Below are 26,223 nucleotides of genomic sequence, written 5' to 3' on the forward strand. Positions count from 1 at the left end.
GGCCGCTCGCGTTTTCCGGAAAGGCATGCCGTGGCCATCACTTATCCGCTGACCGCAATCGATCCGTCGGACCGTGACCGGCTTCTGGCCGAAGCTACAGAGATCTTTTTTGCGACGGCGAACACCTCGGCCTTCAACTCGCCGATCGTGAAAACGGCGTTCTATCAGCGCTGGTTCGGCAATTATCTGGACCTCCAGCCGCTCTCCTTTTTCATCGCCCTCGACAATGAACGGCACGCCGTCGGCTATCTCGCCGGATGCCTCGACAGTTTCTCCGACGAATGCCGTCCGATCCTCGACGGGATGGCGTTCTACACGAAGAACTTTCGCGCCGCGCTTCAGGATTTCCCGTCGCACTTCCACATCAACGTGAAGCCGGGTCAGCAGGGCAAGGGCATCGGCTCGCTGCTCGTCGCGCGCTTCTTCGACCAGTGCATCGAGGCGGAATCGCCCGGCGTGCATGTGGTGACAGGCGCCAACTCGCGCGCCGTGCAGTTTTACGAGAGCTGCGGGTTCCGCCGGTTCTTCCCGCTGAAGGAAGCGAGCCCCGATCTCGGGCTTCTGGTGCATCGGTTCGAACCGCGTTAAGGCGCGTCCGCTCCGCCTATTTTTCCTTTTCCGCCGCGCCTTCACTGAGCGGGTGAAAGTCGAACACCGTCTGCCTCAGGCGATCTTCCATGACGTGCGTATAGATTTGCGTGGTCGAAATATCGGCGTGGCCGAGCAGCGTTTGAAGCACGCGCAGATCGACGCCCCTGTCGAGCAAATGCGTCGCGAAAGCATGGCGCAGCACGTGCGGCGAAAGCCGCTCCGCATCGAAGCCGAGGCGAGCGCCGAGCGCCTTCAGATCCTGCGCGAATTTCTGCCGCGTCAGATGGCCGTCCTCGCCCCATGACGGAAACAGCCATTTCGACGCCGAAGCCCCTGCGCCGCCTGCCTTGCCGTCAGCTGCCCGCGCGGTCTCATCCAGCGTCTTCAGCCAGCAATCGAGCACCGTGCGCGCCTTGGGGTTCAGCGGGATGATGCGCTCGCGCCCGCCCTTGCCCCTCACCGTGAGCATCTTGCGGTCGCCTAGAAAGGCGGCGCGCGGCAGCCCGACGAGTTCGGAGACGCGCAGTCCGGTGGCGTAAAGCAGTTCGAGCAGGCAGGCGAGGCGCAGCGCCCGGCGTCCGGCGGGCGTTTGCGGATCGCCAAACGCCGCCGCTTGATGCGCCGCGTCGAGCAGGAGGTCAACTTCGGCGACGGTGAGCGTCATCGGCAGCGTGCGCCGCGCCTTTGCGCCATCGATGAGCCGCGCGGGGTCGTCCTCGCGCACGTGCTCGGCGACGAGGAACAGCATGAACCGCTTGAGGCAGGACAGCTTGCGCGCGGCGGAATTGGCCGATAGCCCGGCCTCGGCGCGATCCGAGAAGAACGCTTCCAGATCGTCGCGCGGGCAAGCAGCAAAGGTTTCGCCGCGCGTTGCCAGGAAGCGCGACATCTCGCGCAGATCGGTCGCATAAGCCGCGACCGTGTTGGCCGATGCGCCGCGTTCGGACCTCATCATGGCGAGGTAGGCTGCGATCAGAGGCTCGTCGGCCGTCGAAGCATGGGAGCCCGGTGGCCGCCCCATGCTACTTGATCTTCGCGTCGCGGATCGACTTCGTCATCTCGTGCGGCGACGGCTCGAAAAAATTCGCCAGAACGAACATCGAGCCATAGAACAGCCCGGCGATCAGACCGACGATTGTCAGAAAGCGAAGAAGTGTCGGCATCTCTCCCTCCGGCTCGGTCGTTCTTTGGTCGTTCCCTATGGGCTGCCGTTCTTCGCGCCCGTTGTCAAGGATGCGATAGAAGCTTAAGTTGCGGCCCTGTTCTTCCATAAGCCAATAAGATGAGCGGTTCGTGACGTCGGAAAACGAAGCAGGCGGTTTGAAGCCGATGGCGAAGGCGGTTCGGCACGCTTTGGGGCGGCAGAGCGTTATTCTCATCGGCATGATGGGCTCGGGCAAATCGTCCATCGGGCGACGGCTGGCCATCGCACTGGACCTGCCCTTCCACGACGCGGACGCCGAGATCGAGACTGCCGCGGGCATGACCATTGAAGAGATGTTCCGCACCCACGGCGAAGGTTACTTCCGCGACGGCGAAGAGCGCGTCATCCGTCGTCTTCTGCAAAGCGGCCCGCAGGTGCTGTCGACGGGCGGCGGCTCGGTCATCTCGCCCGCCACGCGCGCCGAAATCGCCAGAGGCGGCGTGTCGATCTGGCTCCACGCACCGCTCGACCTTCTCCTCCAGCGCGTCTCGCGGCGGGACAATCGCCCGCTTCTCAAGACCGACGACCCGATGGCCGTGCTTCAGCGGCTTCTCACCCAGCGCGAGCCCTACTATGCCGAGGCTGATCTCAAAATCGAAAGCCGCGATGCGCCACACGAAGTCATCGTGGATGAAATCCTCGACCTGATCCTTACCTATCTGACAGCCAAAGAGGCCGGAGGCGGCGAAGCCCGACCGGCCGACATGCAAGGGAGCGAACCGTCATGACGGCACAAGTGAAGCCTTCCGCCCGCGTTGACGTAGAGCTTGGCGAGCGCAGCTATCCGATCCTCATCGGCAACGGCCTGATCGCGGGCGCGCCGCAATTTCTGGCGGAGACGCTGCCCGGAACGCGCTTCGCCATCGTCGCCGACGAGGCCGTGCGGGCTTACGCGGACCAGCTTGAGGCGGGGCTTTCGGGCACCGGCCTGCTGCTCGGCGCGACGATTTATGTTCCATCCGGCGAGGCGTCGAAAAGTTTCGCCTCGCTCGAACGCGTAACGGCTGCGCTGCTCGATCTCGGCGTGGAGCGCGACCATGCGGTGATCGCGCTCGGCGGCGGCGTGATCGGCGACCTCGCGGGCTTCGCGGCGGCGACGCTGAAGCGCGGCGTGCGCGTGGTGCAGGTGCCGACAACGCTTCTCGCGCAGGTCGACTCGTCGGTCGGCGGCAAGACCGGCATCGACACGCCGCACGGCAAGAACCTAGTCGGCGCGTTCCATCAGCCCTCGCTCGTGCTGATCGACCTCGACACGCTGAAGACGCTCCCGCCGCGCGAATTCCGCGCCGGTTATGCCGAGGTCGCGAAATATGGGGCGCTCGGCGACTCGGTGTTCTTCCGCTGGCTGGAAGACAATGCGCCCGCGATCTTCGAGCAGCACACCTATCCGCTGACCGATGCCGTCGAAACGAGCGTGCGCATGAAGGCGGAAATCGTCTCGCGCGACGAGAAGGAGGCGGGCGACCGCGCGCTTCTGAACCTCGGGCACACCTTCGGCCATGCGGTTGAGGCTTGGGCGGGTTATTCCGGCGATGTGCTCCACGGCGAGGCGGTCGCGCTCGGCATGGTGCTGGCGGCGCGCTTCTCGGAGGCGGAAGGCTTCTGCGCGCATACGGTGTCGCGGCGGCTGGAAGACCATCTGGCGGAAGTCGGCTTTGCCACCACCTTCGGCGAACTGCGCCAAACGCTCGGCCGCGCGCCCACGCTCGATGAGCTTGTGAGCTTCATGGAGCAGGACAAGAAGGTGAAGGACGGCAAGATGAACCTCGTTCTCCTGAGCGGCATCGGCAACGCCTTCGTGGCGAAGGACGTCGCGCGCGACAAGATCCGCGCTTTTCTCGCCGCCGAGTTGGAGCGATAGACGTTTGACGCGCGCTAAAGGCGCGCGTCCCTCTGCGCCTGGCGGACCTTCGTCCACTGCGACACTTCCCCGATTTTCGACGGGTGGACGTTCTTCCGGCGGCGACGGCTCGGAAGCGGCGACATGCCTTCATTCGCAGTCACGCCCTGCACCGGGCGGTTGAATTCCGCTGACCGCTTCATCGCAAGCGCGCGCCGCGCATTCGCGCCAAGCTCGGCCTTCGCCTCGAACTTGCGGTGGCGCTCGATCTCCTTGTTCACGCGCTTCAGCGCCTGCGCGAAGACCTGCCTCCTGCGGCGCGGCTGCTCGGATGTGCCGGGGAAACTTCCGCCGCGCGCCTCGCCCGTGCCCTTGGCCTCGCGCCGCTTCGCCTTCATGAGCGTCTTTTCCTTGTCGCGCATGTCGCGAAGCCGTTTCAGCGTGTCCTGAAGATCCTCGCGGGCCACCTCGCAGATCGCGGGATAATGCGTCGCGCGCACCAGCTCGCGCTCGTCATGGTTCAGCAACTGCAATTCGCTCTTGTAAGAGATGGCCATGGCTACTCCTCGACATAGGTGCAGCGAGGATAGCGGTTGTGTCTTACCCGTCCGTCACACACCTGCGGGGCGCTTGTCCGGCGGAGCCATGAAGGCGGGCGACACGGGCTCACGAATGGTCCGCTTCAGGATCGCGTCGATTTCGCGCTTCGCATCCTCGTCTATAGTCCAACCCACGACTTCGCTTACGGTTTCCACCTGCGACGGCTTTCGTGCGCCCCACAGCGCAATCGTCGGCCCTTGATCGAGCACCCAGCGCACCGCGAGCGCGAGCACCGACTTGCCGTAGCGGTCGCGCGCCAGCGTCTTCAGCGCCTCGACCGCAGCGAGATAATCGTGGAAGCGCTCGCTCTGGAACTTCGGATCGCTCTTGCGGAGATCGTCGCCATCGAACGCCGTATCGGCCGTCATGCGCCCGGACAGCAGGCCGCGACACAGCGCGCCGTAGGCGAGTACGGTAAGGCCGTGGTTCTTCGCGTAGGGCAGGACATCCGCCTCGATTTCGCGTTCGAAGAGATTATACGGCGGCTGCACCGCGTCGAGTTGCGCCGCCTTGCGGAAGGCTTCCATCTCGGCGGGTGCGTAATTGCTGACGCCGATGGCGAGGATTTTCCCCTCGCGCCGCAGCTCTTCGAACACGCGGGCCGTGTCCTCGAACGGCGTCTCGCGGTCGGGCCAATGCACCTGATACAGGTCGATGACATCCGTGCGAAGCCGCCGAAGAGAGTCCTCGATCTCGTGGCGGATGCGCTCGGGGCGGGCGTCGCGCCACACCTTGCCGTCGCGCCAGTTCAGGCCGCACTTGGTCGCGATCCGCACCTTGTCGCGCAGAGCCCCCTCGGCGAGCGCCTTGCCGACAATCTCCTCCGACCGCCCGAAGCCGTAAACCGGCGCAGTGTCGATGAGCGTGATGCCGCGGTCGATGGCGGCGCGGATTGTGGCGATGGACTGTGCCTCGTCCGTGCCGCCCCACATCCAGCCGCCGATAGCCCACGTTCCAAGGGCGACGCGCGAGGCTTCGATCCCCGATTTGCCGATTGCGATGGTTTCCATGATCCGTCTCCGCTTCCTTGTCCACCCAATGCACGCGCCGGAAAGCGTGTTCCGGGATCATTATAATCCGCCCGCCTGCGGACACTCCATGCAGACGGGCGAAGACCGCGCGCGAACACGGCGCGGCTTTATTCCTCGCGGATCGCGATGAAGGCAGCGAGCGCGGCTTCCACCGCATTGAAATTGTCGAGACAGACTTGCCATCCGTGCGGCACCGAGACCGGAAGCGGCGCGGCGAAAACTTCCGCGCGCATGGCATCGAGATCCTTCGCGGAGGCGGCGACCACGCGCGCCACATGAGCAACCCGATCCAGCAAGCCTTGGGGCGGTGGCTCCTCGCTCGTCCGCAGCGCCTCCTCAAGCGACTCAGCGAAAAGCAGCGCCGAGGCATAGAGCCGGATGGCGCGCCGGTCGTAGAGGGCAGCCATTTCTCGCACCTGCATGGCCACAAACCGCCCGCGCAAGGTCCAGCGAACGAGGCTTCGCGCGCGGTTGATGCCGGAATCGAGATTGACGAGCGTGGACTGAGCCTCGGTGAACAGGTTCGTCGCGGCTTCCGCCTTGCCTCGGTTCCGCTCGGAAATCGCCGCCTCTGCCTGTGCGAAGCCTTTGGCCAGCCGCCGCAGCAGCGATTTCGCCGCCACATCGATGAGGCGGACGGGGTTCGGCGTCATCAACACCTGGCTGAATATCAGGCCGACCGACGCGCCGACGAGGACGTCCAGCATCCGCGCCACGCCTGCCTTTTCCACACCGAACGACAACAGCAGCACCGTCGATATTCCCGCCTGGATCGGAACGACCGGCGCAAGCCCGAAGAGAGACGCAACCAGCAGGGCTGCGAAGGTCGCAAGCCCCATGCGCAGCAGAGATTCCATCGGCGGCAGGAGCAGCGCCAGTTCGCCGACGACGATGCCGGTCGCCACGCCGATCAGGAGCCCGATGGCCTGTTGTCCCCGACTTGGCAGCGCCGGAGCAAGGCAGATGATGGCCGTGATCGCGGCGAAAATCGGCGTCGGGTGGCCGAGGAGGCGGACCGACAGCACCCACGCGATGCATGCGGCAACGGCGGAGGCGAACGCGTCGCGCCAATTCTCGCTTGCGCGACGCGATAGCGTTTGCGTCCATGTCTGCATGATGTCGCTCCGTGGTCGGATACGCGGCCCCCAGAAATATCGCCGGTATCTCCTGTTGCGCGCCTAATGCCCGCTTCCGCTTTGCGCCGCCCGTTTTCACGCTATAGTTACGGCGAAGTCTGCATACTGCTCTCCCCGGCAACCCTCACGAATGTTCAAAGTCATGCGTCGATTTGATCTTCCGAGCCCGCGCCGCATTTTCCGGTCGGGTTCCGGCACAGCTTCCGCTTCGACGGCTCTTGTCGCCGCGCTCATCGGCATCGGACTGATGACCCAACCGGCGGACGCGCGGCGCCGTTCTTACCAGCCCGAACGTGAGGAACCGCGGAAGGTCGAAGATACGCAAAGCCGTGATCCGGTCGGGCCGCTCTATGGCGTCGTTTCGCTCGCCGATCAGCATGTGACCTTCTACGACGCGAAAGGCGTCTGGGCGCGAAGCCGGGTGTCGACGGGGCAGCGAGGCTACGCGACGCCCGCCGGTGTGTTCACGATCCTCGAAAAGAACCGCCATCACCGCTCCAACATCTATAGCGGCGCGCCCATGCCGTTCATGCAGCGGCTCACCTGGACCGGCGTCGCGCTGCATCTGGGCGTCGTGCCCAATCATCCGGCCAGCCATGGCTGCGTGCGGCTCCCCGCCGCCTTCGCGCAGCGGCTTTTCGCCGTGACGAGCCTCGGCCAGCGCGTGGTCATCGCGCCGCAGGACATCGCCCCGGTGGAGATTGCGCATGCGAAGCTCCCCGCCCCGAAGCTTCTGCCCCTGCCGGGGGTGGTCGATGACAGGACCACAGGCGCACCGGACGCAACGCCGGGTGTCGAGCCTGTCGCCTTATCGGCCGGAAAGACCGACGAGCCGAAACCGGAACTCGTGGCGCCGGACGAGTATGTGGACGCTCTGAAGGGCGCCGCGATGAAGAAAGGTAAAGCCGCCGCACAGGCAAGGAAGGCGGCCGTCGCGCTCGCGGGCAAATTGCGGGTGGAACTTCGGCAAGCCGACAGGACTGTCGCCGTCGCCGAAGCGAGGGTGAAGCGCGTGAACCGCGAGGTTGAGGCCGTCGCCCGCGCCTCCGAAAAGATGGACGTGGACGAAGCGATGGCGAAAGCCGTCGATCAGCGCGTGGGAGCGGTCGAGGCAAAACTTGCCGATGCGGAAACAGTGGCGGGCACCGCGCGTAACGCGCGCTCTGAGATCGAGCGCGAGCTGGTCTCCGCGCAGGAGGCCATTCGGGCAGCGGTCGCCGAAGGCGACGAGGCCATTCGGATGATGAGGGACGCAACGTCGCGCACCGTCCCGGTCTCGATCCTCATCAGCCGCAAGACGGGGCGCCTTTACGTGCGCCAGGGCACCGCCCCGCTGTTCGATATGCCCGTGACGATCAAGGACGTGGATCGCCCGCTCGGCACGCATCTTTTTATCGCGACCCGCGCGGGCGACAACAAGGCATCGCTGAATTGGGTCGGCATCACGCCACCTGCCGCCATCGAAGTTAAATATCGCAGGCATTCGAGCCGCCGCGGCCGCAGGGTCGAACCGCTTGAGCCGGAACGCGCCGCGCAGCCTTTCCCCGAAACCGCGGCCGCCGCGCTCGACCGCATCGAGATACCGGCGGACGTGAAGGATCGAATCGGCGAGCGGCTTTTTGTCGGCTCGACGCTCATTCTCTCGGATGTGGCGTCGAACGACGGCAAGTTTCCGATGGACTTCCAGATCCTCGCGCGCACCGTCGTGAGGGATTGAGAGGCGCGATGCCGAAGGTCGGCAACATTTTCGCCAACCTCCCCGTCATGGGGAGCGCGGAAGAAGACATCGCCGCGCTTCTCGACGTGCCGGGGCTTCGCGTCGAGCGCATCGTCTCGACCGGTCAGGCGAGCCCGCCGGGCTTCTGGTACGATCAACCGCGCGAAGAATGGGTCATGCTGCTATCGGGCGCCGCGCGGCTCCGGTTCGATGGCGAGGGAGAAGCGCGCGCGCTCAAGCCCGGCGACTTCGTTTTCATCCCGGCCCACCGACGCCACCGCGTGGACTGGACGTCGCCCGACGCGCCGACGGTGTGGCTTGCGCTGCATTTCGACGGCGGCGGCGAATCGAATCGTGCTCAGGCCCAAACAAAGGCATCGCCCGGACCTTGACGGATCTTGAGCGAAACACGCGCCCAACGCGCATCGCGCCGGTATGCAACCCGCAAAAGCCCCCGATACACGCCGACCGCTGTGGAGAATCCGTGGCGAAATGCCGCATATCACCCCATCGGCGCAATGCCGCTCACTTCGCATGTTAAGCGGGGAGGGCGAAGGGATGGAGGATTACCATGATGAGTGAAACAGCAGATCTATCGGCCACAGCGGCCGAGAAGACCAAGTCTGACGCCGTGCAGGAGCCAAGGAACTGGCCTCGCGCGGGTCTGTCACTTTTCTTTCTTGTTCTGTTCAGTATCGGTCAGAGCCTGTTTTTTGCGTTGGCTCTCGTGCAGATGGTCTGGTTTCTCGTCCAGCGGGCTCCGAACCCGTTCCTGTCTCGGTTCGGACCTAGCTTAGGTCAGTGGCTGGGTGACGCATCGCGGTTCATCTACCATGACACGGAAGAGAAGCCTTTCCCGTTCAAGGCCTGGCCGACTATCAACACTGACGCGTAAGCTTTGAAGAAGGCTGGTGTCCGTCCGCAGCTAAGTCGACACGGTGGACACCTCCTTGGAATAAGCGGGACAACCTCCTCCCTTCGCAATTCGAGGACTTTGCCCCGCTCCCCTGCCCCCTTCAAGCCGCTTCCCGCCTCCTCGAACAATTCTCCGTGGCCGCGCGTTGCCCCTCATGCGTTCGATATCCGGACGTGGCATGCTGTGAAGGCGACGCGAGACGCGCGCGCGAAAAGAGCCCGGAGGCCGACCATGAAGCTTCTCTTGAGGCGCGCTTCGGCGGGCTGGAGCGATCTTCCGCAACTCGTGCGCTTCCTCGGGCTGAACGCCGGGATCGGCATTCTGGCGGGCTGGCTGTTGCTCGCGCTCATCCTCGCGACCGACGTGAACGGCGTCGGAGCCCTCATCGCGACATCCGAGACACCGCTCCTGCCCATCGGCATGCTGATGGCTGGTTTCGCCATAACCTTCGGGGGCGCGGCTGCGGGCGCTGCCGTGATGATGATGGCTCACGACAGGGATGATGGCTGAAAGGGCGCTCTGCCTCGCGCAAGCTTTGAGCGCTGCGACGCCGATTGAGACACGCAATCGCCGCCGCGGACAGCAACCCAGCCCTGCCTAAATTGCATGCGTGGTATATGGCTGCACAGGACCATTAGCACCATTGATGCGCGGCCCCATGACGGTTAGAACAGGCGCAAACAAGACAATACCAAACTGCCGCTGCCTGCCGCATAGGATGCCCGCAATGTTCAAGAAGATCCTCATCGCAAACCGGGGCGAGATCGCCTGCCGGGTGATCAAGACCGCGCGCCGTATGGGCATCAAGACGGTCGCCGTCTATTCGGAGGCCGATCGCAACGCCGTTCACGTCGAGATGGCCGACGAGGCCGTCCTCATCGGCCCGGCTGCCGCCGCACAGTCCTACCTCGTTGCCGAGAAGATCATCGAGGCCGCGAAAAAGACGGGCGCGGAAGCCATCCACCCAGGCTACGGCTTCCTTTCGGAAAACGCGGGCTTTGCCGAGGCGCTGAAAGAGGCCGGTATCGCGTTCATCGGCCCGAACATTGAAGCCATCAAGGCGATGGGCGACAAGATCGAGTCGAAGAAGGCGGCGGCTGAAGCGCGCGTCTCGACTGTGCCCGGCTATCTCGGCGTGATCGAAAGCCCGGAGCAAGCGATCACCATCGCGAACGACATCGGCTATCCCGTGATGATCAAGGCGAGCGCGGGCGGCGGCGGCAAGGGCATGCGCATTGCGCGTTCCGCCGACGAAGTGCGCGAAGGTTTCCTCACCTCGACGGCGGAAGCGAAGTCGAGCTTCGGCGACGACCGCGTTTTCATCGAGAAGTTCGTCGAGAACCCGCGCCACATCGAAATTCAGGTGCTCGGCGACAAGCACGGCAACGTGGTCTACGTGTTCGAGCGCGAATGCTCGATCCAGCGCCGCAACCAGAAGGTCATCGAAGAGGCTCCGAGCCCCTTCCTCGACGAAGCCACCCGCAAGGCGATGGGCGAGCAGGCCGTGGCCCTGTCGAAGGCCGTGAACTACGAGAGCGCGGGCACCGTCGAGTTCATCGTCGACCCGGACAAGAACTTCTACTTCCTTGAGATGAACACGCGCCTTCAGGTGGAGCACCCGGTCACGGAGATGATCACGGGCCTCGACCTTGTCGAGCAGATGATCCGCGTCGCTTACGGCGAAAAGCTGCCATTCAAGCAGGAGGATCTCAAGATCGACGGCTGGGCCGTCGAGAGCCGCGTCTACGCCGAAGACCCGTTCCGCAAGTTCCTGCCCTCCATCGGCCGCCTCGTGAAATACCGCCCGCCGGTCGAGGGGCCGCGCCTCAACGGCACCATCGTGCGCAACGACACCGGCACGGAAGAGGGCGGCGAAATCTCCATGTTCTACGATCCGATGATCGCCAAGCTCATCACGTGGGGACAGACGCGCGAAGCCGCCATCAATGCGCAAGCCGCAGCGCTCGACGCATTTTACATCGATGGCATCGAGCACAATATTCCATTCCTCTCGGCGCTCATGCAGCATCCGCGCTGGCGCAAGGGCGATCTTTCCACCGGCTTCATCGCAGAAGAATACCCCGACGGCTTCAAGCATCGCGAGCCGGAAGGAGAGGAACGCGATATTCTCGCCGCCGTCGCAGCGTGGATCGACCATATCAATAACATCCGCCGCCGCCACATTTCGGGGCAGCTCCCGCATGCGGTCGGCCTGCGTCTCGGCGCGGCGCGTATCTGCAAGCTCGGCAATTTCGAGCAGCATGTCGTGCTGGCGGGCGACTACAAGAGCGGCACGACGGTCACTTTCACGGATGCCGAGGGCAATCCCGAGAAGACGGTCGGCTTCGAAACCCACTGGTGGTTCGGCAAGCCCATCTGGCACGGCAAGGTTGACGGCAAAGAAGTCTCGGTGCAGGTGCGCGTCATTCCGAACGGCTTCGACCTCTCCTATAACGGCGTGCGCACCAAGGCGTACGTCTACACGGCCCGCGAGGCCGAGATGACCGCGCTGATGCCCGAGAAGAAGGCGGCCGACACGTCGAAGAAGCTTCTCTGCCCGATGCCGGGCCTTGTGATTTCCATCTCGGTGGAAGAAGGCCAGGAGGTGAAGGAGGGCGAACAACTCGCCATCGTCGAGGCGATGAAGATGCAGAACGTGCTCAAGGCCGAGCGCGATGTGACGGTGACAAAGCTCCGCGCGAAGCCGGGCGACAGCCTCGCGGTCGACGCGGTGATCATGGAATTCGCTTGATCGAAGCCGCTTCCGGCGACGCAGAAATGCAAAAAGCCGCTCTTCGGAGCGGCTTTTTTACGCCGCTGGGGGTGCCCTGTTTTCGCGCCACGTCGTGAGAAGCCCATCAAGGGCGCCAAGGATTGTCCGGCGAATCCGGAATGCCGGACTGTCACCGATAAAGATGAGCGGAGATTTTGGGCGCGGCGAAAGAAATCAACGCGCGAGTCGGCGGCAATTCCGGCCGTCAGCCCCGGACGTTCACATGAACGGTCTGCGCGGAGCCGGACGATGCGCCGTTATCGTCGGAAACCAGAATGTCGAAGTTTGCCGTGCTGCTGTCGCCGCCGTCATGCATGAACATGACGCGGCCCGCTTCGATATCGGCTTGCGTGAAGCGGTCCACCGAAACGCCGGCATTCGCAGCAAGCGCCACGAAACCGTTCGACACGTTCGACACGCTGAAGGTCAATTCGTGGGCGCTGTCGTCCGGGTCGATCGCGGTGATGTCTTCCTTCGTGATCACGACGGAACGCCCGCGCTTCACGGTGATGTCGAGGTCGCCCGCGAGCTTCGGCGGCACATTGCGCAGTTCGGCCGAGAGATCCGCACCCATTTCCATCGCAAGCTGCCCGTAGCGGACATTGCCGCTAACGGAACCGGAACTGCGAATGCTGATGAGGTTCTTCACGAAAACTTCGCCCTGGACCGCCCCCGCGACATCGGCCTGATCGGTCTTCAGCGTGCCGAAAAACGTACCGCCCTGATGGACGAGAACGGATTCGGCGGCAAGCTCACCTTCGACATAGCCATGGATTTCCATCTGGCGGCAATTGCGGATCTTGCCCTTGATGATGGTATCTTCCTGGATGATCGCCTCGCGTGCCACTGCCGTCTCGCTCCTGCTGTGTCTGCTGTTGCGGCTTGTTACCGCGACGTAAGCTTCGCCGCACAATAGGCCGCCGAGCACAAGCGAAGCAATCGAAATTCGGGCTGACGCGAAATTGCGGGCGGGCTTGTTGCATCCGCACCGTGCGGGAAGGCCGAGACGACGAAGCGAGCTGATTGGTCCCTTCGGCCACAGCTTCGGGCAAGGTCCGAAGGTGCCGGGTTGAAAAGGCAGTCGAAGACCATTGAAAAATTGTACAAACGACTATTAATTGTTCACGAAAGTCTGTAAGAGGCGGAACGCATAGCCCATCGAATCGGCGCGTTACCGGTGGCTTACTTTCGCGCCATAAGCAAAAGTCCTGGACAGCATGGAAAACAGTAACGAAATCGAACTGACCTCATTCACCGCAGATGTCGTGGCAGCCTATGTCGCCAACAATGTGATCAGCGCCGACAAGCTCGCCGACTTTATCGGCTCGGTCTACGCGGCTCTCAGCAAGGCCGCCACACAGACCGCCGAACCCGCGAAACCGGAGCTGACGCCGGCAGTGCCGATCAAGAAATCGGTGACGCAGGATCACATCATCTGCCTTGAAGACGGCAAGAAGTTCAAATCCCTCAAGCGGCATCTGAAGACGCATTACGATCTTTCGCCGGAAGAATATCGCGAGAAATGGGGTCTGCCGCACGACTATCCGATGGTGGCGCCAGCCTACGCACAGGCGCGCTCCAACCTCGCGAAGAGCATGGGCCTCGGACAGCGCAACGGTGCCAAAGCCGGCGCGAAGCCTGCGTCGGCGCCCCCGGCGCCCAAAGCGGCGGCTCCCAAGGCGCGCGGCAGGCGTCCGCGAAACGCAGCTTGATCGTCCGGGCATTTGAGGCCTTCGGCGAAGGCCTCAAAGCGAGGCGAAACAGCCTGTCCCCGCGTGCGACGCGCTCGGAAACCGAGGCGTCGGGGCGGAAACACTAGCGCTGCGTGTATCCGAGCATGATCGGAGGCGCGGGCGTGTCTTCGACCCTGTCGGGCTGGGAGGCCAGCTTGCCGCCCTTGCCGGAGCGGTTTGTTTTCTGCAACGCGCCGGGGTCGGGCGTCGGAGCAGGTGCCTGCATCGATGTGCTGCCAAACTCATAGCGCACGGGCGGCGTACTACCTTGCGACTCGATGCGAGCGGCAAAGCCCTCACCCGATGCAGGTGCAGCGCCGGATGTCTGCGACCAACCCGGTTGCGTTGCCTGCATGCTCGCAATCGACATGGCCTTGCTAGCGGGAGTCCTGATCACCGGAGACGCAGACATGGACGCGAGCGAGCCGGTCTCGGACGGCTGCTGGGCGTTCGAGAATGTCGCGGCCGGTTGCGCGTAGCTTGGCGTAAAGGAGCGCATCGGCGGTTGCGGTGCCATGGTGGCCATCGCGACAGATGGGCTGGCTTGCTGCCCGGCGCCCTGCGCCCGGTTCAGGTTGGCCAGAAGCGTCTGCGGCACGCCATCGATGCCCGGAAGCATCCTTGGATCGACCTTTGCGAAGATCGGGCATGGGCCATCGGGCGCGGGATCGCCTGGAAGACCGGGAAACTGCACGTTCACCTGATATTGCTTGCCGCACACCTTGACGAGCGGCGGCTTGCCGGTGATCTCGAACGAATCGTAGCCCTCCTTGAGCCGCAGCCAGAACGGATACCACGGATTGTCGCTGTGCTTGGCCATGTTGGCGGCGGTCATGCGGAAAGGAAAAGCTTGCACGTGGAACTTCGTCTGGCCCGCGTCGAACGCCTCACGAGCGAGGATGTAGATCTCCTCGATATAGGCGTCGGTCATGGCATAACAGCCGGCCGACTTGCAATTGCCGTGCACCATCAGCGCTGAACCCGTATGGCCGTTCGCCTGATCGTGCACGTTCGGATAGCCGAGATTGAAGGCGAGGTAAAAATTGCTGCGCGGGTTCATCTGGCCGCGCGTGACGGTGTAGAAGCCTTCGGGAGCCTGCTTGTCCCCGGTCTGAATTTTCGGGCCGAGGGTACCGGACCATGCACAGATCGGGTAGGTGCGGAAATGCTGGAACCGGCCGTCCCTGAACTTCCAGACCTCAAGCTCCGACTCTTCCTTGAAGATGCGGATGAAGATCGGCGCGTCGGACCTCATGCCTTTGATGGCGAGCATGGCCTGGGTCGATGCAGGAAGCTGGCGCTCGGCCGGCGGCACCGCGTTCTCGGCATCGCCGCCGAACCCGAAGAGGTTGAGACACCCGGTCAGGCCCAGCAAAAGCGGAGCGACCGACGCAAAACGCAACGCAACTCTCATCAAGCCTTTCCTCTGCGCGGTGGCGCTGTCGGGTGAGCATCGGCCGTCTGGGTTAAAAAGAGGTTGCATCTCACGTGTACTTTTTAGCGCTCGCATCCTGAGGCTGCAGGCCTCCGATTCCTTTTCTGCAACAGAGACTTGGCCGTGGTATTGAGGCCAAAATGCGACACCTTGGTCGAGAGCCTAACGGGCGGCCGGCAAGGTACGGCCGATAGCGAGGAATTTGTCCTGCCGCTGCTTTCTGATGGCCTGTCCCTCCTGTGATTCGAATTCGGAAAGGGCGCGTTCGACCGCGTCGCTTACATTGCTGATGGCAGCCTCCCGGTCGCGATGCGCGCCGCCGACCGGCTCCGGGATGATCTGGTCGATCACACCGAGCTGAAGGAGATCCTGCGCAGTGATCTTCATGTTCGTCGCGGCATCGCGCGCCTTCGAACTGTCGCGCCAGAGGATCGAGGCCGCCCCTTCGGGCGAGATCACGCTGTAGATCGAATGTTCGAGCATCAGCACGCGGTTCGCTGCGGCAATCGCGATGGCGCCGCCGGAACCGCCCTCGCCGATCACGACCGCGACCATCGGCACCGACAGCGCCAGACAGCAATCGGTCGAGCGCGCGATGGCCTCGGCCTGCCCGCGTTCCTCCGCCTCGATACCGGGATATGCGCCCGCCGTGTCGACGAGGCTCACCACCGGGATGCCGAATCGGTCGGCCATCTGCATGAGACGCACGGCCTTGCGGTACCCCTCGGGCTTCGCCATGCCGAAATTGTGCCGCAGGCGGCCTTGCGTGTCCGCGCCCTTCTCGTGGCCCAGCACCATGACGGTGCGGCCGTTGAACTGGCCGAGGCCGCCGATGATGGCAAGATCCTCGCCGAAATAGCGGTCCCCGCCCAGCGGCATGAAGTCGACGATAAGCTCGCGGATGTAGTCGACGGAGTGCGGCCGCGCGGGATGGCGCGCCACCTGCGTCTTCTGCCAGGGATCGAGGCTCCTGTAGGTTTCTTCGAGCGCCGTCTGCGCCTTCTCGCGAAGCTTGGCGAGTTCATCCTTGATGGAAACGCCGCCTTCTCCTTCGCCGAGCGCGCTCAATTCCGCGATCTTGCTTTCGAGTTCGGCGATGGGTTTTTCGAAGTCGAGATAGGTGCGCATGGCCTTGGAGCTTGGAACGGAAGGGTGTGATTTCGCCCATTGCCTAGCATGGGTCGCCCGAGAGGGCTAGTGCGCGTTCCGGCGCTCCCCGTTCATTTCGCGGCACCGGGCGCATCGAGAACGCCATAGACGAGGCGCCATGTGACGCAGCCCCCGTGGCGGCGGTCGAATGCGGCCAGCGCGCGCCGAAGCGCCGTCGCCGACAGCGGCCGATAGCCGGGCCTCGGCTGGCGCGCGCCCGTGTCGCGCAGCGCCCTTATAAAGCCCGCCGCGTCTCCGTATTCGGCGGTGATGCTTTCCTCCCGCACGACGCCGTCGAGCGCGGGCATGTCGAGAAGGCCCACAGGCTCGCCAAGGCTTGCGAGCGTCTCGCGCCATTCGGGAAAATTGCCGGGGCCGATGGTGGCGAACACGACGCGGCCGCCGGGCTTCAGGAGCCGCCGCCAGCTTTCGAGGCTTCGGCGCGGGTCGTCGCACCATTGCAGCGTCATGCTCGATGCCACGAGATCGAAGCCGGTCGCGACTGCCGGGCAGTCGCCGTCCATCGCGGCGAACATCGTCTCCGCGCCCCGTTTGCTCTCCGCCGCGATGTTCTCACGACAGCGAGAAACCATGTCGGGGCCGATATCGGTGAAGAGGAAGCGGCCGCGAGGATAGCGCGCGATGAGACGGCGGGAAAAAAGCCCCGTGCCGCAACCGATTTCGAGAATGCGCGGCTCGCTTGCATCGGGCAGAAGCCCGGCAAGGCGCGCCGCGACCGTCTCCTGAAGCGCCGCGTTGGCGTCGTAGGTCAGGAGGCTCTCCGAGAAGCGGCGTGCGATTATGCCCTTGCGGGACATGGAATTCTCACCTGGATTTCTGCAAAGAGGCGCGCACAGTCGCAGGGAGGAGCGCGCCTTCCGCCCCTGTTTCCCCCTGACGTTGCCAAAGCGCAAGGCCTCTTGTGTTTCCTCATCGCTGAGAGCGCGGGGAGGGGAAGGACATCGCGCGCCGCTTCAGCCCCGAAATGACGCAACGAACTCTTTCCGTCGCCTCGCGGTTGAGATTGCATAGGGGCCGGTTTTCCATTTAATTTCACCTCATTTGCAGGGGGGTGTTTCGTGGATACTCGTATCGGTTCCATTGCCAACGACCTGAGAGCGGGACAGACCCCGCCCGAAGTCAGCGTCCGGACATTTCTCGGCTGGTTCGACGCCCAGCGCCGCCGTTACAGGATCGTTCAGAACATCCGCGACGAACTCGCAAAAGAAGGCGTGCGGACCGTTCCCGATTTCGAGACGGTCTGGATCGACGCGCCGATCAGGTTCGTCCTCTCCGAAGGGAACGGCGTTTTCGTCAATTTCGAGCCGACGACGCCCGGCCACACCGCGCAGAAGGCACCCGAGGCGACCCCGCCGGGCCGGTGGGAAACCTGCGAGGCAACCTACAAGGTCGGCAGGCTCGCCGCGGCGAACCAGGGCATCGTTTCCGTGCCGCCCGACCAGCCCGTCGCTCAGGCCGTCACGATCATGATGCTGCGCGGCTTCTCCCAGCTTCCGGTCATGACGGACGAGGAAACCGTGCTCGGCATGCTCAGTTGGCGGTCGGTGGGAACGCGCATGGTGCTGAACCGGCCCGCGCTCGTCGTCGGCGACGCTATGGAAGCGCATCACGAGGTGAGATCGGACGTCTCGATCTTCGACGCGATCCAGGCCATCGTGGCGAACGATTATGTTCTCGTGCGCGGCGCGGACGGCCGCATCACCGGCATCGTCACGGCGAACGATCTGAGCCTTCAGTTTCACGACCTGACCGAGCCGTTCCTGCTGCTTGGCGAAATCGAAAACCTCGTCCGCAACATGATCGGCAACGTGTTTTCCGCCGGGGAACTGAAGACCGCATGCAACCCGGCGGACGCCTCGCGCCTCGCTTTTGTGGAAACCGTCGCAGACCTTTCCTTCGGCGAGTATATCCGCCTTCTGCAATTGCCGCAGAACTGGGGACGGCTCGGGATCAACATCGAACGCGAGGTCTTCTGCCAGTCGCTGGACGCGGTGCGCAAGATCCGCAACGACGTGATGCATTTCGATCCGGACGGCATTGAGCCCGACGAATTGCAGCAGCTTCGCCGGTTCACACGCTTCATGCGGCAGCTTGCCAGCGCGCGCGCGTAGAAGCAGATCCAATCACGTTTATTTAACCGTCAGATCACGTGCGATAACGGCAGTGTTGGAACCGTTCGCTTCGAGCACAGGTTAAAGTCGGTTAGAATGATCCAAAGCGGCCGGTCGCGAAGCGGTCGGGAGAAAGGCTCTCACGGCACGAAAAAACGGCGTCCCGGCTGCTGGCCGAACCTGTTTGACTGGAGTGACCCTTGGCTTCGCATCCCCTCTCTCATCATGAAATTCTGGGCCTTGTCGCGCCCTTCACTCGGCGCGGCCTGCATCCGGACCTTCAGGCCACCGACAGACAGGAAAGACGACTTGTTTTCAAACGGCTCGAACGCGTCGGCGAAACCGAGGATGCGCCCTTTTACACCGAAACGCTCGAACTCCGCTGTGCTGCCAGCCACGCCACGCCACATAAGCTGACGCGCACAACCGTCTGCTCAACCGCGCCGGAAAAGTTCGAGGCGCGGCTCGAAATCGAGGGTCGCGACCTTGCCGACATGCTGGCCTGCATCGACACGGTGTCATCGGCGAACCACTTCCGCTTCGGACCGGGGTTCAGTATGGTGAAGTCTTGGCGGCTTCTTCGTGGCAGCGGCGAAACCGTCACCGGGCTACCCGCGACACAGAAAATCCTCACCCACATGTCGGCCACGCTTGGCGACCTCACCGTAACGGCAACCGCGCCGACAGTTAAGGCCGACCCTGAAACCATCATCGAGATCCAGCCGCCGAACGGCGCGCATATGCGCCTGCCTGACGACCTGCTGGCCGTGCTCGGCTGGAACTGGAGCCTCATCCGCAAGCGGTCCGACACGTGGCGCGGCATCCTGAAGACGTCCGGTCGCGAACCGGACCGCAGCCGCAGGGCCGAGTTGAACCTCGACAAGATGGTGGAGCATCTCGTCGAGACCTTCAGCGATGCGCCCGCGCGATTCCACGACAGGCTCTATAAGGCGCGCTGGGGCGTCGCGTTCCGTCGCTCGCTTCCCCTGCTGATCAGCCTCACTCTGATCGGGCTTGCGGCCTTGTCCTCACGGCTGGAACTGTCGGAGGACTCGGTCCTGCGCATGCTGATATTCAACGCGCCGCCGCTTCTCATGGCTTCGGTGTTTTGCATGCGCAGACTGCCGCTGATCGAAATTCCGCCGATGCCAAGGCGACTGAAAGCACCGCAATGGGTCATGGAACCGGCTTGATTCGGTTCGGACTTAAGTAGAACGCGGCTTTTCGGTCACGAAAATGGGGCAGGAAAAACGAAAAACTGGCCATCTCCGCCGAATGATCCGGGGAACAAGGCAACTACTTGCGCATTCACAAGTATACTGATCAATTTTGCGCCGAATGGTGAGGAATGGCCGGAAACCCGATGAATGTCCCCCCCGTCTCGATCGCGACCGCGAAGGCGGCCCTGATCGAGCAGTTCGCCAACCCCGTCCTGCGGCGCAGGGCGACGATGCTTTGGGGGACGCGCGGTGTGGGCAAATCCTCCATTATCCGCCAGGTGGCGGCCCATTACGGCGTGCCGCTTGTGGATCTTCGCCTCACCACCATCGAGCCGGTGGACATTCGCGGTGCGATCTACGCGGACGATTCGCTCGCGAAGACGGTGTGGTTTCCGCCGGAGTTCCTGCCCGGTCGCGACCAGCCGGAAGGCATCCTTTTCCTCGACGAACTGACCGCCGCCGACCAGCGACTGCAAATTTCGGCCTATTCTCTGATCCTCGACCGCCGCGTCGGGCATTATGAACTGCCGGACGGCTGGCAGGTGATCGCGGCGGGCAATGCCAGCTTCCACGGCGCCGTGTGTCACGACATGGGCACCGCGCTGGCGGATCGCATGTTTCACTTCCACGTGCAAAGCGTGATCGACGCCTTTCTCGAACACGCGATGGCCAACGATTTCGCGCCGGAGGTCATGGCCTATCTCAAGGTGCGCCCCGACAAGCTCGACGACACCGAGGCGCAGCTTTCAAACGATCATCTCATCGGCTCCAGCCCGCGCGGCTGGGAAGACATCTCGAATGTTCTGAAGTCGGAGATGTCGGAGCACGCGAAGCGCATTTTCGTGCAGGGACGCATCGGCGCTTCGAACGCCGCGGAATTTTTCGGAGTTCTGCGCGAAATCCAGGCGAGCATTGACGTCTTCAAGCTCATGGAAGCGAAGCCCGGCGCCGAGACGGTGGCACTGCTGCCACGTTCCCTCGACGGGCTCTACGGCATGACATATGGGCTTCTCGCGGCCTGCAAGGACAGTGACACCGTAACGCGCGCGCTCGAAATCATGGAACAGCTTCCGGAAATCCGGGCCGACATCCGCCTGCCGCTTCGCGAGGTGCAGACGCTCGCCATGGAACTCATCATGCAAAAGGCGCTGTCGAACGGCCTTGAGGGCGTGATCCTCGAAAGCCCGGCCTATGCCCGCTACGCCGAGGCGCGCGCCAAGGAACCGACCTATGCCTGACGGCAGCGCCTCAAGCGACTTCGGCGCGGGCAAGGGTCTGCCGCCCGGCCATCGCGGCACGCGAGCCATTCAGCGCATGGTGGAATTCGCCCCATCCACGGGGGGCCTCGCGCTGTGGGTGAAGCATCTCGATGTGTCGGACCCGGCAGCGCCCGTCGTCTCGACGGACGGAACCACGCTTCGCTACGGCCCGTCCTTTCCGGAAACGCCGCTTGCGGAGCAAGTGGGGTTTGTGGCTCACGAGGTGCTGCATGTCGCGCTGCGTCATCCGCAACGCTATCTTGAATTGCAGCAGCTTCTCGGCGATGTCGATCTCGACCTTTTCAACATCTGCGCCGACGCCATCGTCAACAGCTCGCTGTCGCATCTGACCTGGCTCAGGCTGCCGCGCCGCTCGGTTTATCTGGACGAGCTTCTGCGCGATACGCTCGGCATCCGCGAGGACGTGGAGAAATCGCTGCTCGAATGGGATGTGGAGCGGCTTTATCGCGCCATCGACGACCGTCAGCAGGCGGACAACGGCGGAAAGCGCGATCAGCGCCGGGAGAAGCAGGGCGGCTCAGAGGAAAGTCAGGACGGCAAGAACGGCCGCGAAACACAGCAGGGTCAACAGACGAAGCCCGACGAGCGGAAGGACGGCCCGAAGGCCGCGACGGCGCGCGCCATGGCCGCAGGTGCCTTGCGCGACCTCGTGCCCACACCCGATCCCGATTCCCCGCCCGAGGCCGAAGCGCAGGCCGCGCGGCTATGGAGCGAACGCATCGAGCGGAGCCACGCCAGCGACGGCATGCACTCGATGCTGCGCGCGCTCGTCGCCGACCTGCCGAAGATAAAAACCCCTTGGGAGCGCGCGCTTCGATCGCAACTCGCCCGCGCGCTGTCGAAGAAGCTCGATCTGTCATGGTCGCGCCCCGCCCGCTCCTATATCGCCAATCAGGGGCGCATGGGCACGCGGCGCATGCCGTTCGAGCCGGGCGTCAGCCTCGCGAAGCCCGTGCCGCGCCTCGTGGTGGTGGTGGATGTGTCGGGCTCGGTCGACGAAAAAATGCTCGACCGTTTCGCGCTGGAAATCGAGGCGATCACGCGTCGGCAGGAGGCCGGGCTGATGCTCATCATCGGTGACGACCGCGTAAGGAAGGTGGCGCGCTACGAGCCGGGCGTCTCAAACCTGCGCGAGATCGAGTTCGACGGGCGCGGCGACACCGACTTCACGCCGCTCCTCATGGAAGCGGACAAATACGCCCCCGACATCGCCGTGGTCCTGACCGACCTCGATGGCCCGGCGCGCTTCCGTCCGCGCTGGCCCGTCTTATGGGCCGTGCCGGAAGCCTTCGCGAATGCGGCGGCTCCCTTCGGCCGCAAGCTCGTACTGAGCTGATACGAGTTTTGCAGACAACCCCGGTTGATCAGCGCGCGGTTCTTCCGGCGTCCCCCGATTTCATGTAGAACGTCTTTAATCTCGGAGGGGCATCATGAACGGCTTGCTTGCAGCGGCGTCCGCCTTTTTCATTTTGCATCTTTTTCCATCGACCCCGCTCAGGCGCAGGTCGGTCGCCATCGCGGGGGAAGGTGCGTACACCGCAATCTTTTCGATCCTCTCGCTTGCCACGCTCTGGTGGGCAGTCACCGAGTTCAACGCCGCGGTTCCGGGCGAGAAGCTCTGGTCCATGCCCGCGTGGTGGATCTGGATCGCGGCGATACTGATCCTTTTCGCATACATCCTGATCGTCGGCGGCTTGGCGACGCCGAACCCCTCTTCTCCCGGCGCGGAGAAGGTGCTCGAAAAAGGCGACGCGGCGGGCGGTATTTTCGCGATCACGCGCCATCCCGTGATGTGGGGCATCGCCATTTGGGCCTTCGCGCACCTGCTTTCACAGGGGACGTGGCGCGGCGTTTTCTTTTTCGGGGCGCTCGCGGCTACCGCGCTGATCGGGAGTTGGCTTCAGCAACGCCGCAAACGGGCGACGGTGCCAGGCTGGGCCGATTTCGAGGCTAAGACGTCGTTCGTCCCCTTTGCGGCTATGGCGGATGGCCGCGCGCATCTCAGTTTCGCGCGACTCGGCTGGTGGCGCGTCGCAATCGGCGTTGCGCTCTGGGCGGCGGCGTTTCATTTTCACTCGTGGTTCGCCGGAGTTCCGACGATCCGCTGACGCGCAGAAACGCCGCCCCTGTCAAGGGTGGCGTTTTCATGCGCGATACGCTTCGCAATCACCAGCGGCCGAACAGCGAATCGAGAAAACCGCCCCGGAAGCTTGCATTGTTGCGCCATGTGCGCGGCGGCGCATCCGCCGCGTCGTCTTCCGCGTAACGCGAGCGGCGCTGAGTGGAAGCCATCTCAAGCTGGACGGGCGCCAAGTGGTCCTTGCCGCGCGAAATCTGCGACCACTTGCCATCGAGCGCCTGCGTGATGCGCCGTTCGTGGCCGTAAACGTCGGGGAAGGTGTGGAGCTTGCCCTGATCGTCCACAAGCGCGGTGAAATAGGTCGTGTGGATCGGGATCCGCCGTTCGATGTCGAACTCATTGTCGCTCCCGCCCTTGCGAAGCGCTTCGCGGACCTGCGCCGGTTCGAGCCCCTTGTCCTCCCTCAGGAGGATTTCAGCGAGGCCGATCGGGTTATGCACGCGCATGCAGCCGTGACTGTAAGTTCGCCGCGCCTTGTTGAACATCCACTTGTCGGGGGGATAGGCGTCGTGCATGAAGACGGTGTGCTGGCTCGGGAAGGAGAATTTCACCTTGCCCATCACGCTCTTGGGGCCGTTGGGCTGCACCACGTTGAAAATGCGGATGTCCGTTCGGTACCAGTTGATGCGTCGCCAGTCGACTTTCTCCCCATCCTTGTTGAGAAGTTCGAGCTGCCATTCGCGCATCATACCGCCGCCGCGCCGAAGGCTCGGCAGGATCTCGCGCACCTTGATGGATTCGGGAACGATCCATGTGGGATTGAAGGTGATCTTCTTCAGCGTGCGGGTGAAGACCGGCGTCTGCTTGTCGAGTTGTCCGGCGACGATGCGTTCCTTGCGGATCACAGCGCCATTCTTCACCACGCGTTGCATGAACTCCGGAATGTTGTTCCAGACATGGAGGTCGCCGAGGTCCGCCGGCATCCAGCGCCACTGCTCCATGTTTGCAAGGAGGCGCCTGGCGACGGCATTCTTCTTCTTGTCGCGCAGCGCGAGATATTTCTGGCGCAGTTTCTCGAACTGGGCATGCTGCGGATGAAGCTTGCGCAGATAGGCGTCCGGCTCGTCGGTAGCGGCGATACCATCGAGGATCGCTTCGGGCGTCAGGAGTTGCGGGCGCCGGTCGAGATAAGAGCTGAGTCGCTCGGTGGGATTGATGATGCGTCCGCCCCGCGCGAAGCGCGCATATTTCAGCACGGCGCGCGAAATGTCGATTTCGCCCGCGGCAATGAATTCCGGCTTCTGGTCGCCGACGCGCGTGGCGGCGGTTTGTTGGCTTTGATCGAGCCCTGAAGGAAGCGCGAAGTCGCGCGGATCGAGCCCGTAGTCGGCGGCGCGGGCGATTTCGGCGGCGACGCTCGCGGTTCTTGCAGTGGTCTCGCCCGACGCGGCAAGCCAGAGCGGGGCATAGCGGCGATTTTCATAGAAGGAAAGAAGCGCGGCGCGCTCGTTGCGTTCCTCATCGTCGGCACCGGTGGGGAGCGTAAGGAGCACCTGCCGCAATGCCTTACCCTGTGGCGTGAGCGGGGCCGGAGCGGCGGCCGCATCGATGGCTTGACGGTCTTCGGCGGTCGGCACCGCCGCGAGCGGTTCTTTTTCAGCGACCGAACCGTCGTTGGAAACGGCCTCCAACGGCGTTGCAGGCTCGGCCTGCTCCGCCTGTGAATACGCCGGCGACGCGAACGCTATCGCCGGAAAAACGAAGAACGCAAAGAAGAGCCGCCCCGTCATTCCAATACTCCCTGGACGCAGTGTTAGGGGCAAGATAGAGGTCGAAACTGGCGCGAAACCTGAGTTAACCGATCTTCATGAATGCGGGTTGTCCGGCGCGGCTTTTGCCGTTTGTCAAGTTGGCCGCGCGGCGGCGTTCGGATTTCGCCGCTCGTTGGCCAATGCGCAAGACTGCTTCAAGGGCGCCGGATGCTACACGTGATTCACATCCGCTGCTGGCATTCTCAGCAAATCTCAAGTTCGCTCCCCTGGGAAACGCATCCGCCAGGTCATTGAAGAAGCGATGAAGCCGTGACGGACTTGACCAAGAGCCATAAAGAAAGCCCAACCGGCGTTGGCTCGGCCGGCGAAGTCTTTATGGCCTTCCTCAAGCTTGGCCTTACCTCCTTCGGCGGGCCGATTGCCCATTTGGGCTACTTCCGTGACGAACTCGTGGAGCGGCGCAAGTGGATCGATGAAAAGGGCTATGCCGACCTCCTGGCGTTGACCCAATTCCTGCCGGGCCCGGCGTCGAGCCAGATGGGCTTCGCACTGGGGCTCTTGCGTGGCGGTCCGCTTGGCGCGTTTGCGGCTTGGGCGGCTTTCACGCTACCGTCTGCCATACTCCTGACCTTGTTTGCTTTCGGCGCAGCAGCGTTTGACGGTCCGATGGGAAGCGGCATCATCGTCGGCCTCAAGATCGCTGCCGTCGCCATCGTGGCGCAGGCGGTATGGGGCATGGCACGGAACCTGTGTCCCGACCGCGAACGAGCAACCATTGCGCTCGCAGCCGCGTTGATCGTCGTCCTTGTGCCGGACTTGCTCGCACAGGTGGCAGCGATCTCCATCGGTGCCGCGGCGGGTCTGCTGTTCTGCCGTAGTGACCATGAGGCCGTCGACAGCCACATCGCCTTTCCCGTTTCGAGGACAGTCGGTGTTGCCTCGCTTGCTCTCTTCTTCGTTCTGCTGTTCGGGCTGCCCATCGCAACCGTCGCCTCGTCCTCGCAGGGGCTGGCCGTCTTCGACTCGTTTTACCGAGCGGGTTCCCTCGTCTTCGGCGGTGGACACGTCGTGCTGCCGCTTCTCGAAACGGAGGTGGTGCGAAACGGCTGGGTCAATCAAGATCAGTTTCTTGCCGGCTACGGGGCGACGCAGGCCGTTCCGGGGCCGCTCTTCACCTTCGCCGCCTATCTCGGAGCGGTGTTGGGGCCGGAGCCCAACGGCCTCGCCGGGGCAGGCATTGCCCTCATTGCCATATTCCTGCCCGGCTTTCTGATTCTGCTCGGGGTCATTCCGTTCTGGGACAGCTTTCGCAAACGCGAAAGCGCGCAAGCCTCGATGCGCGGGGCCAACGCCGCCGTTGTCGGCATCCTTGGCGCCGCGCTCTACGATCCGGTGTTCACCGGTGGGATCACCGGGCCTTACGCCTTCGCCTTGGCGCTCACCTGTTTCGTGCTGCTTATGGCCTGGAAGGCACCCCCCTGGATCGTCGTGCTTGTCGCGGCGGCGGGCGGGATCGTGATCGGCCTCGCGCGTTGAACACGGGCGAAGCTCAGGCTTCCCTTCTGCGCATTTTGCGCTAAACACGCATGAAACTTTATCGATTATGGATCAGAT

Annotated in this window: 25 protein-coding genes; 15 read left to right on the forward strand and 10 right to left on the reverse strand. The window is 63.6% G+C overall.

Features of this window, described 5'->3' with window-relative positions; translation table 11 throughout:
• The first annotated feature begins 30 nt into the window (after positions 1–30).
• Positions 31–588 carry a GNAT family N-acetyltransferase gene (locus KKP04_RS11760; protein ID WP_215031362.1) on the forward strand — a complete coding sequence of 186 codons (558 nt, stop codon included), beginning with the start codon at positions 31–33 and terminating at the stop codon, positions 586–588.
• Between the two features lie 16 nt (positions 589–604).
• Here KKP04_RS11760 and KKP04_RS11765 read toward each other — a convergent pair whose 3' ends face one another.
• Both KKP04_RS11765 and KKP04_RS11770 read right to left on the reverse strand, forming a co-directional pair.
• A complete protein-coding gene (locus KKP04_RS11765; RefSeq protein ID WP_215031365.1) occupies positions 605–1,612 on the reverse strand; it encodes a tyrosine recombinase in 1,008 nt (335 codons plus the stop codon).
• Between the two features lies 1 nt (position 1,613).
• Complete coding sequence (locus tag KKP04_RS11770) at positions 1,614–1,754, reverse strand: hypothetical protein (protein ID WP_037234637.1); 141 nt, start codon at positions 1,752–1,754, stop codon at positions 1,614–1,616.
• Positions 1,755–1,884: 130 nt separating this feature from the next.
• Between KKP04_RS11770 and KKP04_RS11775 the strand changes: the two genes are divergently transcribed.
• A complete protein-coding gene (locus KKP04_RS11775; RefSeq protein ID WP_371818779.1) occupies positions 1,885–2,523 on the forward strand; it encodes a shikimate kinase in 639 nt (212 codons plus the stop codon).
• The gene (gene aroB, locus KKP04_RS11780) at positions 2,520–3,656 is read left to right on the forward strand and encodes a 3-dehydroquinate synthase (protein ID WP_215031368.1); all 1,137 of its coding nucleotides are present in this window, start codon (positions 2,520–2,522) and stop codon (positions 3,654–3,656) included. The genes KKP04_RS11775 and aroB overlap by 4 nt, the downstream gene beginning before the upstream one ends.
• A 14-nt stretch (positions 3,657–3,670) precedes the next feature.
• Here the strand turns inward: aroB and KKP04_RS11785 are convergent, their stop codons facing one another.
• The 3 genes from KKP04_RS11785 to KKP04_RS11795 form a co-directional block, all read right to left on the reverse strand.
• On the reverse strand, positions 3,671–4,192 hold the full coding sequence (locus tag KKP04_RS11785; RefSeq protein WP_215031372.1) for a hypothetical protein: 522 nt from the start codon (positions 4,190–4,192) through the stop codon (positions 3,671–3,673).
• 54 nt (positions 4,193–4,246) lie between these two features.
• Entirely contained in the window at positions 4,247–5,245 is a 999-nt protein-coding gene (locus KKP04_RS11790) for an aldo/keto reductase (protein WP_215031375.1), read from the reverse strand.
• Between the two features lie 128 nt (positions 5,246–5,373).
• A complete protein-coding gene (locus KKP04_RS11795; protein WP_215031377.1) occupies positions 5,374–6,381 on the reverse strand; it encodes an aromatic acid exporter family protein in 1,008 nt (335 codons plus the stop codon).
• Positions 6,382–6,544: 163 nt separating this feature from the next.
• Here KKP04_RS11795 and KKP04_RS11800 point away from each other — a divergent pair, with 163 nt between their 5' ends.
• The 5 genes from KKP04_RS11800 to KKP04_RS11820 all read left to right on the forward strand — a co-directional run bounded on the left by KKP04_RS11800 (position 6,545) and on the right by KKP04_RS11820 (position 11,787).
• Positions 6,545–8,119, forward strand: a complete 1,575-nt coding sequence (locus tag KKP04_RS11800; RefSeq protein ID WP_215031378.1) for a L,D-transpeptidase family protein — start codon at positions 6,545–6,547, stop codon at positions 8,117–8,119.
• A gap of 8 nt (positions 8,120–8,127) precedes the next feature.
• Positions 8,128–8,511 (forward strand): cupin domain-containing protein, encoded by a 384-nt coding sequence (locus KKP04_RS11805; protein WP_215031380.1) that lies wholly within the window; start codon positions 8,128–8,130, stop codon positions 8,509–8,511.
• Between the two features lie 179 nt (positions 8,512–8,690).
• Complete coding sequence (locus tag KKP04_RS11810) at positions 8,691–9,014, forward strand: DUF4389 domain-containing protein (RefSeq protein WP_215031383.1); 324 nt, start codon at positions 8,691–8,693, stop codon at positions 9,012–9,014.
• A 252-nt stretch (positions 9,015–9,266) separates the two neighbouring features.
• Positions 9,267–9,545: a hypothetical protein gene (locus KKP04_RS11815; RefSeq protein ID WP_215031385.1), complete on the forward strand. Its 279-nt coding sequence runs from the start codon at positions 9,267–9,269 to the stop codon at positions 9,543–9,545.
• Positions 9,546–9,762: 217 nt separating this feature from the next.
• Positions 9,763–11,787, forward strand: a complete 2,025-nt coding sequence (locus KKP04_RS11820; RefSeq protein WP_215031387.1) for an acetyl/propionyl/methylcrotonyl-CoA carboxylase subunit alpha — start codon at positions 9,763–9,765, stop codon at positions 11,785–11,787.
• A 226-nt stretch (positions 11,788–12,013) separates the two neighbouring features.
• On the opposite strand, the gene KKP04_RS11825 is transcribed toward KKP04_RS11820, so the two are convergent.
• Positions 12,014–12,655: a polymer-forming cytoskeletal protein gene (locus KKP04_RS11825; RefSeq protein WP_215031389.1), complete on the reverse strand. Its 642-nt coding sequence runs from the start codon at positions 12,653–12,655 to the stop codon at positions 12,014–12,016.
• A 370-nt stretch (positions 12,656–13,025) separates the two neighbouring features.
• Between KKP04_RS11825 and KKP04_RS11830 the strand changes: the two genes are divergently transcribed.
• Entirely contained in the window at positions 13,026–13,520 is a 495-nt protein-coding gene (locus tag KKP04_RS11830; protein WP_215031391.1) for a MucR family transcriptional regulator, read from the forward strand.
• Positions 13,521–13,623: 103 nt separating this feature from the next.
• On the opposite strand, the gene KKP04_RS11835 is transcribed toward KKP04_RS11830, so the two are convergent.
• The 3 genes from KKP04_RS11835 to KKP04_RS11845 form a co-directional block, all read right to left on the reverse strand.
• The gene (locus KKP04_RS11835) at positions 13,624–14,955 is read right to left on the reverse strand and encodes a murein L,D-transpeptidase family protein (protein ID WP_215031393.1); all 1,332 of its coding nucleotides are present in this window, start codon (positions 14,953–14,955) and stop codon (positions 13,624–13,626) included.
• A 183-nt stretch (positions 14,956–15,138) separates the two neighbouring features.
• Positions 15,139–16,104, reverse strand: coding sequence for an acetyl-CoA carboxylase carboxyltransferase subunit alpha (locus KKP04_RS11840; RefSeq protein ID WP_215031396.1), 966 nt, complete (start codon positions 16,102–16,104; stop codon positions 15,139–15,141).
• Positions 16,105–16,196: 92 nt separating this feature from the next.
• A complete protein-coding gene (locus tag KKP04_RS11845; protein ID WP_215031399.1) occupies positions 16,197–16,943 on the reverse strand; it encodes a methyltransferase in 747 nt (248 codons plus the stop codon).
• Between the two features lie 261 nt (positions 16,944–17,204).
• Here KKP04_RS11845 and KKP04_RS15775 point away from each other — a divergent pair, with 261 nt between their 5' ends.
• From KKP04_RS15775 to KKP04_RS11870, 5 genes are all read left to right on the forward strand, one after another.
• Positions 17,205–18,257, forward strand: coding sequence for a CBS domain-containing protein (locus KKP04_RS15775; RefSeq protein ID WP_215031409.1), 1,053 nt, complete (start codon positions 17,205–17,207; stop codon positions 18,255–18,257).
• 200 nt (positions 18,258–18,457) lie between these two features.
• Positions 18,458–19,450 carry a hypothetical protein gene (locus tag KKP04_RS11855; protein ID WP_215031412.1) on the forward strand — a complete coding sequence of 331 codons (993 nt, stop codon included), beginning with the start codon at positions 18,458–18,460 and terminating at the stop codon, positions 19,448–19,450.
• 155 nt (positions 19,451–19,605) lie between these two features.
• Complete coding sequence (locus KKP04_RS11860; protein WP_215031415.1) at positions 19,606–20,715, forward strand: AAA family ATPase; 1,110 nt, start codon at positions 19,606–19,608, stop codon at positions 20,713–20,715.
• Complete coding sequence (locus tag KKP04_RS11865) at positions 20,708–22,093, forward strand: VWA-like domain-containing protein (RefSeq protein ID WP_215031418.1); 1,386 nt, start codon at positions 20,708–20,710, stop codon at positions 22,091–22,093. Before KKP04_RS11860 ends, KKP04_RS11865 begins: the two co-directional genes overlap by 8 nt.
• 94 nt (positions 22,094–22,187) lie before the next feature.
• Positions 22,188–22,865, forward strand: a complete 678-nt coding sequence (locus KKP04_RS11870; protein ID WP_215031421.1) for an NnrU family protein — start codon at positions 22,188–22,190, stop codon at positions 22,863–22,865.
• Between the two features lie 58 nt (positions 22,866–22,923).
• Here KKP04_RS11870 and KKP04_RS11875 read toward each other — a convergent pair whose 3' ends face one another.
• Positions 22,924–24,627: a L,D-transpeptidase family protein gene (locus tag KKP04_RS11875; protein WP_215031423.1), complete on the reverse strand. Its 1,704-nt coding sequence runs from the start codon at positions 24,625–24,627 to the stop codon at positions 22,924–22,926.
• A 357-nt stretch (positions 24,628–24,984) separates the two neighbouring features.
• Here KKP04_RS11875 and chrA point away from each other — a divergent pair, with 357 nt between their 5' ends.
• Positions 24,985–26,145, forward strand: coding sequence for a chromate efflux transporter (gene chrA, locus KKP04_RS11880; protein ID WP_215031426.1), 1,161 nt, complete (start codon positions 24,985–24,987; stop codon positions 26,143–26,145).
• Positions 26,146–26,223 lie beyond the last annotated feature (78 nt).

Origin of the sequence: Rhodomicrobium sp. Az07, assembly GCF_018619475.1 — a bacterium.
In the GTDB taxonomy this organism is placed as follows: Bacteria; Pseudomonadota; Alphaproteobacteria; order Rhizobiales; family Rhodomicrobiaceae; genus Rhodomicrobium.

Excerpts from the sequence above, each read along its gene's own strand:
- KKP04_RS11845 (WP_215031399.1), bottom strand. The coding sequence starts at position 16,943 with ATGTCCCGCAAGGGCATAATCGCACGCCGCTTCTCGGAGAGCCTCCTG.
- KKP04_RS11815 (WP_215031385.1), top strand. The coding sequence starts at position 9,267 with ATGAAGCTTCTCTTGAGGCGCGCTTCGGCGGGCTGGAGCGATCTTCCG.
- KKP04_RS11865 (WP_215031418.1), top strand. The coding sequence starts at position 20,708 with ATGCCTGACGGCAGCGCCTCAAGCGACTTCGGCGCGGGCAAGGGTCTG.
- KKP04_RS11835 (WP_215031393.1), bottom strand. The coding sequence starts at position 14,955 with ATGAGAGTTGCGTTGCGTTTTGCGTCGGTCGCTCCGCTTTTGCTGGGC.
- KKP04_RS11785 (WP_215031372.1), bottom strand. The coding sequence starts at position 4,192 with ATGGCCATCTCTTACAAGAGCGAATTGCAGTTGCTGAACCATGACGAG.
- KKP04_RS11810 (WP_215031383.1), top strand. The coding sequence starts at position 8,691 with ATGATGAGTGAAACAGCAGATCTATCGGCCACAGCGGCCGAGAAGACC.
- KKP04_RS11800 (WP_215031378.1), top strand. The coding sequence starts at position 6,545 with ATGCGTCGATTTGATCTTCCGAGCCCGCGCCGCATTTTCCGGTCGGGT.
- KKP04_RS11795 (WP_215031377.1), bottom strand. The coding sequence starts at position 6,381 with ATGCAGACATGGACGCAAACGCTATCGCGTCGCGCAAGCGAGAATTGG.
- KKP04_RS11820 (WP_215031387.1), top strand. The coding sequence starts at position 9,763 with ATGTTCAAGAAGATCCTCATCGCAAACCGGGGCGAGATCGCCTGCCGG.
- KKP04_RS11870 (WP_215031421.1), top strand. The coding sequence starts at position 22,188 with ATGAACGGCTTGCTTGCAGCGGCGTCCGCCTTTTTCATTTTGCATCTT.
- KKP04_RS11770 (WP_037234637.1), bottom strand. The coding sequence starts at position 1,754 with ATGCCGACACTTCTTCGCTTTCTGACAATCGTCGGTCTGATCGCCGGG.
- aroB (WP_215031368.1), top strand. The coding sequence starts at position 2,520 with ATGACGGCACAAGTGAAGCCTTCCGCCCGCGTTGACGTAGAGCTTGGC.
- KKP04_RS11765 (WP_215031365.1), bottom strand. The coding sequence starts at position 1,612 with ATGGGGCGGCCACCGGGCTCCCATGCTTCGACGGCCGACGAGCCTCTG.
- KKP04_RS11840 (WP_215031396.1), bottom strand. The coding sequence starts at position 16,104 with ATGCGCACCTATCTCGACTTCGAAAAACCCATCGCCGAACTCGAAAGC.
- KKP04_RS11875 (WP_215031423.1), bottom strand. The coding sequence starts at position 24,627 with ATGACGGGGCGGCTCTTCTTTGCGTTCTTCGTTTTTCCGGCGATAGCG.
- KKP04_RS11790 (WP_215031375.1), bottom strand. The coding sequence starts at position 5,245 with ATGGAAACCATCGCAATCGGCAAATCGGGGATCGAAGCCTCGCGCGTC.
- KKP04_RS11860 (WP_215031415.1), top strand. The coding sequence starts at position 19,606 with ATGGCCGGAAACCCGATGAATGTCCCCCCCGTCTCGATCGCGACCGCG.
- KKP04_RS11830 (WP_215031391.1), top strand. The coding sequence starts at position 13,026 with ATGGAAAACAGTAACGAAATCGAACTGACCTCATTCACCGCAGATGTC.
- KKP04_RS11805 (WP_215031380.1), top strand. The coding sequence starts at position 8,128 with ATGCCGAAGGTCGGCAACATTTTCGCCAACCTCCCCGTCATGGGGAGC.
- chrA (WP_215031426.1), top strand. The coding sequence starts at position 24,985 with ATGGCCTTCCTCAAGCTTGGCCTTACCTCCTTCGGCGGGCCGATTGCC.